Origin of the sequence: Streptomyces sp. NPDC094143, from assembly GCF_040303825.1 — a bacterium.
Taxonomy (GTDB): Bacteria; Actinomycetota; Actinomycetes; order Streptomycetales; family Streptomycetaceae; genus Streptomyces.
Map to the genome: position 1 here is coordinate 419,127 of NZ_JBEOTZ010000001.1, position 14,594 is coordinate 433,720.

At 73.5% G+C, this 14,594-nt stretch carries 12 protein-coding genes; 8 read left to right on the forward strand and 4 right to left on the reverse strand.

The window, feature by feature from the left end; translation table 11 throughout:
• Positions 1-34 precede the first annotated feature (34 nt).
• The 3 genes from ABTZ58_RS01850 to ABTZ58_RS01860 are packed head-to-tail and all read left to right on the forward strand — an operon-like array spanning position 35 to position 2,130.
• A complete protein-coding gene (locus tag ABTZ58_RS01850) occupies positions 35-1,021 on the forward strand; it encodes a Rieske (2Fe-2S) protein (RefSeq protein WP_351349317.1) in 987 nt (328 codons plus the stop codon).
• On the forward strand, positions 999-1,547 hold the full coding sequence (locus ABTZ58_RS01855) for a DUF1360 domain-containing protein (protein ID WP_351349320.1): 549 nt from the start codon (positions 999-1,001) through the stop codon (positions 1,545-1,547). The genes ABTZ58_RS01850 and ABTZ58_RS01855 overlap by 23 nt, the downstream gene beginning before the upstream one ends.
• 49 nt (positions 1,548-1,596) lie before the next feature.
• On the forward strand, positions 1,597-2,130 hold the full coding sequence (locus ABTZ58_RS01860; RefSeq protein ID WP_351349323.1) for a hypothetical protein: 534 nt from the start codon (positions 1,597-1,599) through the stop codon (positions 2,128-2,130).
• Positions 2,131-2,139: 9 nt separating this feature from the next.
• On the opposite strand, the gene ABTZ58_RS01865 is transcribed toward ABTZ58_RS01860, so the two are convergent.
• On the reverse strand, positions 2,140-2,814 hold the full coding sequence (locus tag ABTZ58_RS01865; RefSeq protein WP_351349326.1) for a hemerythrin domain-containing protein: 675 nt from the start codon (positions 2,812-2,814) through the stop codon (positions 2,140-2,142).
• Between the two features lie 256 nt (positions 2,815-3,070).
• Here ABTZ58_RS01865 and ABTZ58_RS01870 point away from each other — a divergent pair, with 256 nt between their 5' ends.
• The 3 genes from ABTZ58_RS01870 (at position 3,071) to ABTZ58_RS01880 (ending at position 6,111) form a co-directional block, all read left to right on the forward strand.
• Positions 3,071-4,270, forward strand: coding sequence for a hypothetical protein (locus ABTZ58_RS01870; RefSeq protein WP_351349329.1), 1,200 nt, complete (start codon positions 3,071-3,073; stop codon positions 4,268-4,270).
• 10 nt (positions 4,271-4,280) lie between these two features.
• A complete protein-coding gene (locus ABTZ58_RS01875; protein WP_351349332.1) occupies positions 4,281-4,871 on the forward strand; it encodes a hemerythrin domain-containing protein in 591 nt (196 codons plus the stop codon).
• Between the two features lie 124 nt (positions 4,872-4,995).
• Complete coding sequence (locus tag ABTZ58_RS01880) at positions 4,996-6,111, forward strand: winged helix DNA-binding domain-containing protein (protein WP_351349335.1); 1,116 nt, start codon at positions 4,996-4,998, stop codon at positions 6,109-6,111.
• 141 nt (positions 6,112-6,252) lie between these two features.
• Here the strand turns inward: ABTZ58_RS01880 and ABTZ58_RS01885 are convergent, their stop codons facing one another.
• From ABTZ58_RS01885 to ABTZ58_RS01895, 3 genes are all read right to left on the reverse strand, one after another.
• Complete coding sequence (locus tag ABTZ58_RS01885) at positions 6,253-7,044, reverse strand: S1 family peptidase (RefSeq protein ID WP_351349338.1); 792 nt, start codon at positions 7,042-7,044, stop codon at positions 6,253-6,255.
• Between the two features lie 205 nt (positions 7,045-7,249).
• Positions 7,250-10,105 (reverse strand): helix-turn-helix transcriptional regulator, encoded by a 2,856-nt coding sequence (locus ABTZ58_RS01890; RefSeq protein WP_351349341.1) that lies wholly within the window; start codon positions 10,103-10,105, stop codon positions 7,250-7,252.
• Positions 10,106-10,305: 200 nt separating this feature from the next.
• Positions 10,306-11,142 carry a helix-turn-helix transcriptional regulator gene (locus tag ABTZ58_RS01895; RefSeq protein WP_351349344.1) on the reverse strand — a complete coding sequence of 279 codons (837 nt, stop codon included), beginning with the start codon at positions 11,140-11,142 and terminating at the stop codon, positions 10,306-10,308.
• Positions 11,143-11,267: 125 nt separating this feature from the next.
• Here ABTZ58_RS01895 and ABTZ58_RS01900 point away from each other — a divergent pair, with 125 nt between their 5' ends.
• Both ABTZ58_RS01900 and ABTZ58_RS01905 read left to right on the forward strand, forming a co-directional pair.
• On the forward strand, positions 11,268-12,947 hold the full coding sequence (locus tag ABTZ58_RS01900) for an AMP-binding protein (protein ID WP_351349347.1): 1,680 nt from the start codon (positions 11,268-11,270) through the stop codon (positions 12,945-12,947).
• On the forward strand, positions 12,944-14,527 hold the full coding sequence (locus tag ABTZ58_RS01905) for an AMP-binding protein (protein WP_351349350.1): 1,584 nt from the start codon (positions 12,944-12,946) through the stop codon (positions 14,525-14,527). Before ABTZ58_RS01900 ends, ABTZ58_RS01905 begins: the two co-directional genes overlap by 4 nt.
• Positions 14,528-14,594: the final 67 nt, after the last annotated feature.

Consider the following 14,594-nt stretch of genomic DNA (forward strand, 5'->3'; position numbering starts at 1 on the left):
TTTACCGCTCATACCGGTGGAAACCCGGCGGGGCATGAGTGCAACGCGACGCCGCCTGCTGCGGCAGAACCGGGTCCTGTGGCTGCTGGACCGCCTGGAACGCGAGCCCCGGGCCGACGCGGTGATCGACACGCTCCGCAAGGGCGTACGGTCCCTGCCGCTGGGCCGCGGCAGGGACCTGCTGCACGGCCGCTGGCTGGGGCACCCGGTGCATCCGCTGATGGTGCAGGTGCCGATCGGCAGCTGGCTGTCGGCGGCCGTGCTCGACCTGCGGCCCGGCCGCTCCCGCGAGTCCCGGCTGCTCATCGGCGTCGGCCTGGCCGCCGCCGCTCCCGCGGCCCTCGCGGGCTGGACCGACTGGGCGGAACTGCACCGGCAGCAGCAGCGCGTCGGACTGGTGCACGCCCTGTCCAACACGGCCGCCGTCGGCCTCTACGCCGCCTCGCTCGCCTGCCGCGTCAAGGGACGCGAGGCGGCGGGCCGGACCTACGGCTTCCTCGGCATGACGGCCGTCGGGATCGGCGGCATGCTGGGCGGCCACCTCGCCTACCGGCAGGCCTCCGGCGCCAACCACGCCGAGGAGGTCCCGCACGTCGTCTCCGAGGGCTGGCACGAGGTCGGGACCGTGGACGAGTTCCCGGCCGGCCGCCCGGTGCGCCGGGTCGTCGACGACGTGCCGGTCCTGGTGGTCCGCGAGACCGGCGGGCAGCTCCACGCCCTCGCCGAGCGCTGCAGCCACCTCGCGGGACCACTCGCGGAGGGCACCGTCGAGGACGGCTGCGTCCGGTGCCCGTGGCACGGCAGCGTCTTCCGGCTCTCCGACGGCTGGAACGTACGCGGCCCGGCCACCGCGCCACAGCCCTCCTTCGAGACCCGGATCACCGACGGCCGGGTCGAGGTGCGCCTGCGCCACCAGAACGGAGGACGGCGTGCGGAGCAGCACCGGGAACCGGCCGGACACGGAAACACAACACGAGGAACGCGAACGGATGCCGCACATGGACACGACGCCCGTGGCTGACAGCCGCCCGGTACGACGGCTGCGCGGCCTGCTGCGGCGCGCCCAGCAGGAGTACTCGGCGGGACACGACCGGCCGCTCGGCGGCTACGTCACGGCCATGGCCGGCTTCGCCGTCTTCACGACGGCCTGGACCACGGCGGTCCGGCTACGAGGCCGCCCGGTGCCCGACCGCCCCGAGCCGTGGGACGTCGTCCTGACGTCGGTGGCCACCTTCCGGCTCAGCCGGCTGCTCACCAAGGCCTCGGTGACCAGCCCGCTGCGCGCCCCCTTCACCCGGTACGCCGGACCGCAGGGCCCGGCCGAGCTGCACGAGGAGGCCCAGCCCGGGCCGGGCAGGCACACCGTCGGGGAGCTTGCCACCTGCCCGTTCTGCATGAGCGTCTGGGTGGCCTCGGCCCTGACCGCCGGCCAGCTGCTGTGGCCCCGCGCCACCCGCACCGCCATGGGCACCCTCACCGCCCTGGCCGGGGCGGACACACTGCAACTGGCGTACAGCGCCCTCATGGACAAGGCCACCGGCGACTGAGGGACGGACGGCGCGTGACCCGGTCCCGGAAACGGGTACTCGCCGGGACATGCTCAAGCGCGCACTGTGGCAAGGACTGCTCGCCGGTACCGCCGGGGGCGCCGTGATGACCCTCGGCGAGAAACTGGAGCAGGCCGTCACGGGCCGGCCGGCCTCCCATGTGCCGGCCCGCGTCCTGCAGCGGCTGACCGGCCTGCCCGAGCGGCCCGGCACCCAGCCGCTGAAGGCCAACTGGGCCATGCACTTCGGCCAGGCCGCCCTCCTGGGCGTGCTGCGCTCGGTCATGGCCCAGTCCGGGCTGCGCGGGCCGGTCGCCTCCGCCAAGTTCACCGTCGTCCGCCTGACCAACGACCAGATCCTGGAGAACGCGACCGGCGTCGGCGCCCCGCCCGAGACCTGGCCGCGCCGGGAACTCGTGGTGGACGTGGTGCACAAGGCCGTCTACGCCTTCGTCACGGGCGCCGTCGCCGACGCCCTGGCCGCGCGCGGCGGCCCCGGCCCCGGACAGCGGCACGCCGCCCGGCGTCCCGGCCGCCACGCGGACGTCGGCCCCCTGCCCCGCGGGGACGCCCACGGGCGGTGACCCGCCGGCTCAGCGCCGCCTGCGCACGATCACGGCGACCGCGCCGGAGACGAGCAGCCCGATCAGACCGGACAGGATCCTGCGGCCCCACGGGCCGGACACGCCGAGCCCCAGCCCGTCGCGGAGCCGGTCGTAGAGGCTGAGCGGCACGCCCAGGACCGCGTTGCCCGGCGGGCGCCGCGGCACGACCGGGTGCGGATGGGTCGGCGCGCTCCTGCGCACCGTCTCCCACGCCGCGCCGAGCCGCCGCAGCCGGGCGGTGTCCAGGGCCTCCTGCAACCGCGGCAGGACGAGGTCCTCCTCGTCCCGGATGTCCTGCCGGATCAGGGCGAAGACCCGCTCCACCATCTCCTCGCGCTCCGCCGTGCCGGGCTCCAGGCGCTCGATCCCGGCGACCAGGTCGTTGATCTCCTGGTGCTCCTCCTCGACCCGGGAGGTCAGCTCCTCCCCGTCCGCGACCGCGCGCCGCACGGCCGGCCACAGCACCGTCTCCTCGGCGAAGGCGTGGCTGAACACCAGCTGGACGACCTCCTTCAGGACCCGCTCCCGCTCCGCGCCGTCCTCCAGCGCCCGGTACCGGTCCATCAGCCGGTCCATCTCCGCGTGATCGCGGCGCTGGCGGGCCAGGACGCTGCCCGGGCCTCCCAGCTGGTCGACGCTCTGTGCCTCGATGGTCGTGGCCATGCCCCGCTCCTTCCCGTGCCGCAGGCGTCATGCCGGCGTCCGCCGCGGCACCCGCCGGTGCCGCAGGGCGCGAGTACCCCTTTTCCCGCGGGCGCCCTTCCGTCACCCGGCCGGCGCAACCCGCACGTCGACGGGGCGTGAGCGGTGGCCGGACCCCGGCCCGGTCGAAAGACTGCGAGGGACGACCCCGTGCTCGCCGGCCCTGGCGGGGCCTCGGCCGGCGCGCGAGTGCACCCCCCCACCCAGGAGACCGTCCGTGACCTTCAACCCACTGGAGCAGCGGGGCATCCCGCTGGACCGCCAGCTGCGCAGCTGGCGCGAGCTGAACGTGCAGCCCATCGACCCCGACCGCTGCGACCCGTACACCCGCTGCCGGATCATCACCATGAACGGCATCGAGGTGGAGGCGATCCTCTTCAGCCACCAGCTCGCCCGCAACACCGTCGACCCGGAGGTCAAGCGGCAGCTCGCGCAGACCCGGTACATCGAGGCGCAGCAGCAGAAGGCGGTCAACTGGCTGCTGCCCGGCGTCTCCTCCGTGCTGGAGACGACCATCGCCTACGAGCAGGTGGCGGTGGACCTGACCGCCTGGGTGGCCCGCATGGAACCCGACCCCTACCTCAAGCAGGCGTACCAGTTCGGCGTCCTGGAGGACTTCGACCACCTGTACCGCTACGCCAACCTCTACGAGATGATCGAGCACCGCAAGGCGGAGTCGATCGTCGACGGACTGACCGAGGTCATGCCGGGCCGGCCCACCAAGTACCACCACCGCCACCCGGCCGACAACGTCCGCGACCCGTACGACAAGGACCGGACGAACCCGCTGTCGAAGCTGCACGCCCTGACGATCCTGTCGGCGGAGCAGCAGACGATGAACTTCTACATGAACACCGGCCCCACCTACATGGAGCCGATCGCCCGTCAGCTCTACCAGGAGATCGGGCTCATCGAGGAGGAGCACGTCACCCACTACGAGTCCCTGGTGGACCCGGGCGAGACCTGGTGGGAGCAGCTCGTCAACCACGAGTACAACGAGTGCTACCTGTACTACTCCTTCATGGAGCAGGAGAGCGACCCCAAGGTCAAGGCGATCTGGGAGCTGCACCTGAACATGGAGCTGGAGCACCTGCACACCGCCTGCGAGCTGATGCGCCGTCACGACGGCCGGGAGCCGCAGGAGGTCCTGGCGCCGGAGCTGCCGAACGTGCTCACCTTCGAGCCGAACAAGCAGTACCTGCGCGAGCTGCTGGAGACCCAGATGGACCTCACCACCCTGGGCGCCGGGTATGTGCGCGAGGCCCATGAGCGGTTCGAGAAGCTGCAGGAGCAGATCCACGGCGGCGAGGAGCCGCCGAGCGAGCGCGTCATGGCCGAGCACGACGCGATGTTCGGCCGCGAGTACCGGGTGCAGTCCGAGGGCGAGCACCCCGACCCCGCGATGCGCGAGAAGTGAGGCGGCCGTCATGACCGATCTCCACACCCCCCAGGCCGGCGACGACCGGGCACCGGACACCGACGTCGTGGCGCTCCTCATGCGCCAGCACGGCGACATCCGCAACCTCTTCGACGAGGTGGAGGCCAGTGCGGGCGAGGAACGCCGGGACGCGTTCCGGCGCCTGGTGCGGCTGCTGGCCGTGCACGAGACCGCCGAGGAGGAGGTCGTCCACCCCTTCGCCCGCCGGTCGCTGCCGGGCGGCGAACAGGTCGTGGAGGACCGGCTCGCCGAGGAACGCGCGGCCAAGGAGACCCTCGCGGCCCTGGACGACATGGACACCGACGACCCGGAGTTCCTGCCCCGGCTGCGGGAGCTGCGCACGGACGTGCAGGAACACGCCCGGGCCGAGGAGCGCTACGAGTTCACCCACATCCGCCGCAGCACCGACACCTCGGGCCTCGCCTCCATGGCCAAAGCCGTGAAGGCCGCCGAGGCCATGGCCCCCACCCGTCCGCACCCCGGCGTCGAGTCCGGCGCGGCCAACGTGGCCCTCGGGCCCGTGGCCGCGCTGATGGACCGCACCAAGGACGCGGTCCGCAAGGCCATGGGCAAGGACTGACCCGGGTTCGGAAGTCCGCACCACGGGAGGGTGCCGTCGTGGTGCGGACTCGCGGTCCGCGCGGCTCCTGAGCCCTCCTCAGTCGCGGACAGACCCTGTCCGCGAGCCCCGGTACCGTCCCTTCATGACGAACACCAAGCGGAGCGTCGCGCGTACGGCACCCCACCTCGGGGTCCGGGCCCTCAACCGTGCCACCCTCGACCGGCAGCTGCTCCTGCGGCCCGCGCGGATGCCCGCCGCCGGCGCCGTCGAGCACCTGGTCGGGCTGCAGGCGCAGAACGTCAAGCCCCCGTACTACGCGCTCGCCGCCCGGCTCGACGGGTTCACGCCGGAGGAGCTGTCGCGGCTCATGGCCGACCGCGAAGTCGTCCGGATCGTCACGATGCGCTCCACCATCCACACCCACACCGCGGCCGACTGCCTCGCCCTGCGACCGCTGACGCAGCCCGCGATGGACCGGGAGCTGGCAAACTTCCACAAGGGCCTCGTCGGCGTCGACCTGGACCGGCTCGACCGTCTGGCCCGCGACCTCGTCGAGGCCGAGCCGCGCACCATGAAGCAGCTGCGCGAGGCCCTGGGCCAGGAGTGGCCCGACGCCGACCCGCAGGCCCTGGCCGTCGCCGCCCGCTGCCGTCTGCCGCTCGTGCAGGTCACCCCGCGCGGCCTGTGGGGCAGGAGCGGGCAGGTCGGTCTCACCACCGCCGAGCAGTGGCTCGGGCGCCCCGTCGGGGAGCCCGCCACGCCCGACGCGGTCGTCTGGCGCTACCTCGCCGCCTTCGGCCCGGCCTCCGTGCGGGACATGCAGACCTGGGCCGGACTGACCCGCCTGGGCGAGGCCTTCGAGCGCCTGCGCCCGCGGCTGGTGACCTTCCACGACGACAGGGGCACCGAACTCTTCGACCTGCCGGACGCCCCGCGCCCCGACCCGGACACCCCGGCCCCGCCGCGCTTCCTGCCCGAGTTCGACAACCTGCTGCTCTCCCACGCCGACCGCACCCGTGTCGTCCCGGCCGAGCACCGCGGCCGCAGCTGGCAGGGCAACATCGCCTACTGCACCCTCCTCGTCGACGGCTTCCTCGCCGGCCTGTGGCGGCTGGAGGAGGACGCCCTCGTGATCGAGCCCTTCGAGCGGCTGGGCACGGCCCGACGCGAGGAGGTCACCGCCGAGGGGGAGCGGATGCTGAAGATCATGCACCCGGACGCGTCGTACGACATCCGCTTCGGCACCGTACGCAAGTGAGCGGTGAACGACCCGGGATCGTAGGCGAGTCGGGCCGACCAGCCCGGACCCGGGCATGGAGAGGGGGCGTTGCGGGCTGCTCGTGGAAGCCCGCAACGCCCCCTGGTCTTTTCACCCGAGGGTTGCCCGGGAGTCAGTCGGTCACGAGTTGACCTGCGTCGTGACCAGGTTCGAGAAGGTGGTCAGCCGGGTGTAGACACCCGGGTAGCCGGCCTGGGCGCAGCCTTCGCCCCAGGAAGTGATGCCTGCCAGGACGCCCCCGATGAGCAGGGGGCCGCCGCTGTCGCCCTGGCAGGTGTCCACGCCGCCGGAGGTGTATCCGGCGCACACCATGTCGCTCTGCACGAAGTCGGAGCCGTAGGAGCCGCCGCAAGCGGAGTCGGACACGGTCGGTACGGTCGCGGTGCGCAGCTGGTTGGAGGAGCTGCCGCCGGAGGAGGTGGTGCCCCAGCCGAGGATCCGGGCGGTGGTGCCGGCCGCGTACACCGAGGTCTGGGAGGAGGAGACGTACTTGGCCGGGGTGTACGGCATCGACGTCGACAGCGTCAGCACGGCCACGTCGTCGCCGTTGGTGGCGTCGGTGTAGCTCGGGTGGATCCATATCCTGCTGACTCTGCTGACGGTGCCGTTGGTGCCGTTGCGGTAGGTCCGGCCGCCGACGACGCGGACGCTGCTGGTGGTCTCACCGACCATGCAGTGCGCGGCGGTGACCACCTTCGTGGGCGAGACCAGCGTGCCGCCGCAGAACTGGCTCTGCGAGGCGTTCGTGATCTGCATGACGAACGGGTACGCGGTCGTCGTGGTCGTGGTGCCGCCGACGATCGGCTGGGGCGCGGCCACGGCCGTGGGGGCGGCGAGCAGCGCGGTGGTGGCGGCGGCAGCGGTCGCCGCGACGACGGCGGCGGCCTTCTTGGCGGCGTTGAGCCCGAACATGGGTCTCCTTGGGGAGTTGCCGGTGGGGGGTCGCGCGGGTGGGGTGGAGCACGGGGACCCTGACGCCGTTGTTCGGATCTCCGTGTGCCCGGCGAGCGGCACGCCCCCAAGCTAGGGCTCGGCGCCGAGGGCCCCCAATGAGGGAACCCCCTAGGGGAGTTGGGCAGGGAAAACCCTCGGTGCGGCGCCGTAAACCCAGGTCGGGTCAGGTGCTGCGGCGGCCCGCGGCCAGCCGGACGATGTCCACCCGCGAGCGGATGCCCAGCTTGCGGTAGACCCGGGTCAGGGTCGCCTCGACGGTCTTGACGCTGATGAACAGGCGGCCGGCGATCTCCCGGTTGGTGGCGCCCTCCATCACGAGCGAGGCGACCTGACGCTCCATCGAGGCGAGCCCCTCCAGCGCGTCGAGCGCCACGGGCGGCGTGACGGAGGCCGGTTCCACCGCCGCCGCGGTCCCGGCGGTGACGGCCGCGTCGACCTGCCGCAGCCACGGCATCGCCCGGCAGCGCCGGAACAGCCGGGCGGCCTCGTCGTACGACGCCGGCCCGGGCGGGGCGGTGCCGCCCGGGCGCGGTTGGGGGGCGGCCCGGTCGCGCAGCCGGGCCAGCACGAACGCGGCGCGGGCCTCCTCCAGGCCGTAGCCGAGCCGCCCGAGCCGGTCCTGCACCGACGTCAGCCGGACCACGGCGGCCTCGTGCTCGCCGCGCGCCGCCCGCACCAGCGCCTCGGCCCGGTCCAGCACGGCCAGCACGCTCTCCCGGCCCAGCCGCAGCGCGTGCACCCGGGCCGTGTCGATGACGTCCTGCGCCTCGCCCGGTTCGCCGATGCGGACCAGGGCCTCGGCGAGGTCGCCGTGCCAGCGGCCGCGCGCCGGGTCGTTGATGCCGAGGCCCTGCTCCAGCTCCCGCACGCGGCGCAGCGAACGGACCGTGCCCGCCGGGTCACCGGCCACCAACTGGGCGTAGCCCAGGGCCGCCAGGGCCCTGGAGAGGTACATCTGGTCGCCGTCGACCTCGGCGTGGTCGGCCGCCTCGCGGGCGAGCGCGAGGGCTCGGTCGACGTCCCCGGCGGAGGCCTCCGCGAGCGAGGTCAGCATGGCGGAGGCACCCTCGCCGATCCCGGAGTCCCGGGCCAGGCGCAGGCTCTCGCGGGCGAGGTCCAGGGCCCGGCCGCAGTGCCCGGAGCGCAGCTCGGTGTCGGCGAGGAAGCGCAGGAAGTGCACCTCGCTCTCGACCATGCCGCGGCGCCGCACCTCGCGCAGCAGCGCCGTGATGGTCGCGCGCGCCTCGGGCAGCTGGTCACTCATGATCAGCCAGCGGAAGCGGGCCGAGCCGGCGCCGTTGTGATGGCAGGCCACGTACGGGTCCTGGGGCTCCTTCAGGGCCCGCTTGACCGTCGCGGGGGCGTCCGGGTGGCCCATCAGGGTCTCCGTGGAGGCCTGGAAGGACAGCGCCATCAGCTCCGTGCGCCGGTCCTCGCCGCGGGCGGCCAGCTCCGCCGCGTGCGCGGCCTCCTGCCGGGCCTCGGCGAAGTCGCCCTCCACGACCAGGGCGCGCCAGGCGAGCTGGTAGCGGACCAGGGCGAGCAGCCGCGGGTCGTCGCCGGCGTCGGCCAGCACCTGCGGGAAGACGGCGTCGACCTCGCCGAGCGCCTGCCCGGCCGCCTCGATGACCACCATCCAGGCCCGCACCCGCTCCGCCGGCACGGTGGCCCGGGTCAGCACGTCCCGGGCGATGTCCCGGGCGAGATCGGCCTCCCCGGCGGTGATCGCGTCCTCGGCGGCCTGCAGCCGCCGCTCGTCAGGGCCGGGGACGCTGTCCGCCGGGGTGTGCCGGGCCGCCAGCAGCCCGAGCGAGGCGGCCACCGACGGGGCGCCGCGGTCCCGGGCCAGCGCACCGGCCTCGGCGAGCCGGGCCGCCACCTCCGGGTCGGTGCCGGTGGTGGCCAGGGCCAGGTGCCGGGCCCGCTCGATCGGGTCGGAGGCCGCCGTGGACAGCGCCGCGTGCGCGGCCCTGCGCTCCTGCGCGGGGGCCTCCGCGTACAGCGCCGCCGAGATCAGCGGGTGCGCGAACCGCAGGGCCGGGGCCTCCGGGTCGGTGGCCAGCAGTCCCAGCGCCGCCGCCTGGGCGGTCTCGGCCTCGGCGTGCTCCCGCCCGGCCGCGTGCAGCAGCGCCAGGGTGGGCCGGGCACCGGCGCTGGCCACCAGGAGGGTGCGGCGGGCCTCCTCCGACAGCATCTCCAGCCGGCTCAGCACCAGCGCCCGCAGCGAGGTGGGCACCGGCAGCGGCTCGCCCGGCCGGGGCCGGGCCGGGCTCTCGGCCAGGGCACGGCCCAGTTCCAGCGCGAAGAGGGGGTTGCCGCCGCTGGTGCGGTGGATGTCGCGGATCGTGGAGCGGGACAGGGGGGTGTAGCCGCGGTGGTCCAGCAGCGCGGAGACCTGCGTACGGGTGAGCGGGCCCAGCCGCACGGCGAGGGTGTCGGGCGGGGACGCGCGTAGATGGCGGTCGTACTCCTCGCCCTCGGTCCGCACCGCGGACAGCATCTGCACGGGCGTGTCGCCGAGCCGGCGGGCGGCGAAACCGAGCAGTTCGGCGCTGGCCGCGTCCAGCCACTGCAGGTCGTCTGCGACGACCAGCACCGGGCCCTTCACGGCCAGGGCCCGCAGCGCCGACAGCACGGCCAGGCGCAGCGCGAGCCCGTCGCGCTGCAGGGTGGACTCGCCACGGCCGGTGAGCGCCGACTCCAGGGCCGTGCGCTGCGCGGCGGGCAGGTGGCCGGAGACCTCGTCGAGGACCAGGCCGAACAGATCGGCCAGGGCCAGGAAGGGCAGATGGGATTCGGACTCCGTGGCCGAGCAGCGCAGGACGGTGCGGTCCGGGCCGCCGTAATCCGCGGCCAGTGCCCGCAGGATCGTCGACTTTCCAATTCCGGCCGGGCCGTGGAGCAGCACACTGCCGCCCCGGCCGAGCTGGTCACGGGCCGAGGCGAACAGCTCCTCCCGGCCGATGACCAGGTCGGGGCGGTTTCTGGGAGGCTCCTGGAAGTCCCGTCGAACGGTCACCTCTGTCCTCCCTGTGTCGTGTCCTGGCCAATATTAGGCAACAGCTCTTTGAATTTCGGACGGACGCTGTGGTGAGGGAAATAACAGCCCGTGTCGGGCGGACGAATTCACCGGCCTCCCGAATCCGCCGGAACACCCCCTCCCGGTGGCACGTCAGCGCCCTGTCGAACAGGTCAGACCAGTGGAAAACACCAGAAACCTTAAGGCAACCACCCGGCCCGGCGTGCGGCGACCACGGCCTCGCCCCGGGTCCGGGCCCGCAGCTTGCGCATGGCCGATCTGAGATACCCCTTGACGGTTTCGGCCGTCACCCCCAGGCGCTGAGCGGCGACCGCGTTCGTGGCCCCGTCGGCGACACACGCCAGCACGTCCACCTCCCGGGGCGCGAGCCGGACCCGGGGCGAGGGGCCGCCGGACGCACCGGGACCGGCCGCACCCGGGCCGGCCGCGAGCAGCGCGCACGCGCCGAGCAGCTCGGCCCGCAGCCCGGGGTCCGCGATCCGCGGGGCCAGCGCCCGCAGCGCCGCGTGTGCCTCCCTCACCTGCTCCCAGCCGGCGCCCGGCCCACCGCCCCCGGCGAGCGTGCGCGCCTCGTCCCGCAGGACCAGCGCCCGCTCCACGTCCCGCGCCGCCTCCACGGCCGCGTCCAGCATCCGCCCGCCCAGCGGCTGAGCCGTGCGCAGCGCCCCGTAGAGCACCCCGCGCACCCGGTGCCGCACCACCACCGGCACCGCCAGCACCGAGCGCAGCCCCTCCACGGCCACCGGGGCGTCGTACTCGTGGCTGATCTGCCGCGAGGCGGAGTAGTCGGTCACCACGCACGGCCGCGACAGCGCCACCGTCTTGCCGCCCAGGCCGGTCCCGGACGTCACCACCAGCGACCGCAGCGCGTGCGTCGCGGTGCCGCTCAGTTCGCTGATGCGCATCTGCCGCCCGGCCTCCAGCAGGCCGCCGAAGGCCACCGGGAGACCGGTGGCGCGGCGCAGACGCAGCAGCGCGTTGCGTACCTCGACCGCGTCGGACGCCTCTGCCGTCACCTGTTCGCCCCTTCACTCCGGCGCCTGTGCGGGCGCACCCCCCGTTCGGGGGTGGTGAGACCCGCATCACGGATTACACGATGGCTCAGAGCCGCCCGGCAATGGTCCGGCACCGAGGAGGACGCATGACATCGGCGACGGAGCTGTTCCGCAGCGCGCGGGACTTCCTGCTGGAACACCGCGAGGACTACGCCACCGCCTACGGGGGTTTCCGCTGGCCCCGTCCCGAGTACTTCAACTGGGCCCTCGACTGGTTCGACGAGATCGCCGACGGCAACGCCCGCACGGCCCTGCACATCGTCGAGGAGGACGGCCGCGAGACGCAGCTGTCCTTCGGTGAGATGTCCGTGCGGTCGGCGCAGTTCGCCACCTGGCTGCGCGCCCGGGGCGTGCGCGCGGAGGACCGGATCCTCGTCATGCTCGGCAACCAGGCCGAACTGTGGATCACCGCCCTCGCGGCGATGAAGCTGCGCGCGGTGGTCATCCCGGCCACCCCGCTGCTCGGCCCCGCCGACCTGCGCGACCGGGTGGAGCGCGGCCGGGTCCGGCACGTCATCGCCCGTCCCGAGGACGCCGGGAAGTTCGCCGAGGTCCCCGGCGACTACACCCGCGTCGCCGCCGGCACGGTCGGCGCCGTGCCGGCCGGCTGGCTGCCGCTGGACGACGCCTACGGCGCCTCCGCCGACTTCACGCCCGACGGCCCGACCCGGTCCGACGACCCGCTGATGCTCTACTTCACCTCGGGCACCACCGCCCGGCCCAAACTGGTCGAGCACACCCACACCTCGTACCCGATCGGCCATCTGGCGACCATGTACTGGATCGGCCTGAAGCCGGGCGACGTACACCTGAACATCTCCTCCCCGGGCTGGGCCAAGCACGCCTGGTCCAACCTCTTCGCCCCCTGGAACGCCGAGGCGACCGTCTTCCTGCACAACTACACGCGCTTCGACGCCGCCCGGCTCATGGCCGAGATGGACCGGGCCGGCGTCACCACCTTCTGCGCCCCGCCGACCGTGTGGCGCATGCTCATCCAGGCCGACCTGACCCAGCTGCGCACCCCGCCCCGCGAGGTCGTCGCCGCCGGGGAGCCGCTCAACCCGGAGGTCATCGAGCAGGTCCGCCGCGCCTGGGGCGTCACCATCCGGGACGGCTTCGGCCAGACCGAGACGGCCGTCCAGGTCGCCAACAGCCCCGGCCAGCCGCTGAAGACCGGCTCGATGGGCCGGCCCAGCCCCGGCTACCGGGTCGAGCTGCTCGACCCCGTCTCGGGCGCGCCCGGCGCCACCGAGGGCGAGATCGCGCTCGACCTGTCGGACCGCCCGGTCGGCCTGATGACCGGCTACCACGGCGACGCCGACCGCACGGCGGAGGCGATGGCCGGGGGCTACTACCGCACGGGCGACATCGCCTCCCGCGACGCTGAGGGCTACCTGACCTACATCGGCCGCAGCGACGACGTCTTCAAGGCCTCCGACTACAAGATCAGCCCCTTCGAGCTGGAGAGCGCGCTGCTGGAGCACGAGGCGGTGGCCGAGGCGGCGGTGGTGCCCGCCCCGGACGAGGTGCGGCTGTCGGTGCCGAAGGCGTACGTCGTCCTGGCGGACGGCTGGGAGCCCGGGCCGGACACGGCGAAGGTCCTGTTCGAGCACTCCCGCGAAGCCCTCGCCCCCTACAAGCGCATCCGCCGCCTGGAGTTCGCCGACCTGCCCAAGACCGTCTCCGGCAAGATCCGCCGGATCGCACTGCGCGAGGCCACGGCGGCCGGCTCGGACGCCGAGTACCGCGAGGAGGACTTCCGGTGAACTCCTACAGCCACGGCACCGGCACGACGCCGCTGCTCGGCGACACGATCGGGGCGAACCTGGACCGGGCCGTGGCCGCCTGGCCGGACCGCGAGGCCCTGGTGGACGTGGTGTCCGGCCGGCGCTGGACCTACGCGCGCTTCGGCGCGGACGTCGACCGCCTGGCGTCGGCCCTGCTGGCCTCCGGTGTCGCCAAGGGCGACCGGGTGGGCATCTGGGCGGTCAACTGCCCCGAGTGGGTGCTCGTCCAGTACGCCACCGCCCGCATCGGCGCGATCATGGTGAACATCAACCCGGCCTACCGCACCCACGAGGTCGAGTACGTCCTGAAGCAGGCCGGGGTGTCCGTGCTGTTCGCCTCGCTCAGCCACAAGACGAGCGACTACCGGGCGATGGTCGACCAGGTGCGGGGCCGCTGCCCCGGGCTGCGCGAGGTCGTGTACTTCGGCGACCCGGGCTGGGAGAGCCTGCTGGCCCGGGCGACCCCCGACCCGGCGTTCCCGGAGCTGTCCTGCGACGACCCCATCAACATCCAGTACACCTCGGGCACCACGGGCTTCCCCAAGGGTGCCACCCTCTCCCACCACAACATCCTCAACAACGGTTACTTCGTGGGGGAGTTGCTCGCCTACTCCGAGCAGGACCGGATCTGCGTGCCGGTGCCCTTCTACCACTGCTTCGGCATGGTCATGGGCAACCTCGCCGCCACCTCGCACGGCGCCTGCATCGTCGTCCCGGCCCCGTCCTTCGATCCCGAGGCGACCCTGAACGCGGTCCAGCAGGAGCGCTGCACCTCGCTCTACGGCGTCCCGACCATGTTCATCGCGGAGCTGAACCTCCCCGGCTTCGCCTCCTGGGACCTGTCCTCCCTGCGCACCGGCATCATGGCGGGCTCGCCCTGCCCGGTGGAGGTGATGAAGCGGGTCGTGGCCGAGATGCACATGGCGGAGGTCGCCATCTGCTACGGCATGACCGAGACGTCCCCGGTCTCCCTGCAGACCCGGCGGGACGACGACCTGGAGCACCGCACGGGCACCGTCGGCCGGGTCCTGCCGCACCTGGAGGTCAAGGTCGTCGACCCGGCGACCGGAGTGACACAACCCCGCGGAGAGGCGGGCGAGTTGTGCACCCGCGGCTACAGCGTGATGCTCGGCTACTGGGACGAGCCGGAGAAGACCGCCGAGGCGATCGACGCCGGCCGCTGGATGCACACCGGCGACCTCGCCGTCATGCGCGAGGACGGCTACGTCGAGATCGCCGGGCGCATCAAGGACATGATCATCCGGGGCGGGGAGAACATCTACCCCCGCGAGATCGAGGAGTTCCTCTACGCGCACCCCAAGATCCGGGACGTCCAGGTCGTGGGCGTCCCGCACGAGCACTGGGGCGAGGAGGTGCTGGCCTGCGTCATCGCCCGCGACCCGGAGGACCCGCCGACCCTGGAGGAACTGCGTGCCTTCTGCGCGGGGCGCCTCGCGCACTACAAGGTCCCCAGCCGGCTGCAGGTCCTCGACTCCTTCCCCATGACGGTGTCCGGAAAGGTGCGGAAGGTGGAACTGCGCGAGCGCTACACCGTCTGACGACCGCGGGGGCGTTCGGTGGCACGGGAGCCCCGGCCCGTAAGATCGGCGCCCTTGGGGGGTGACA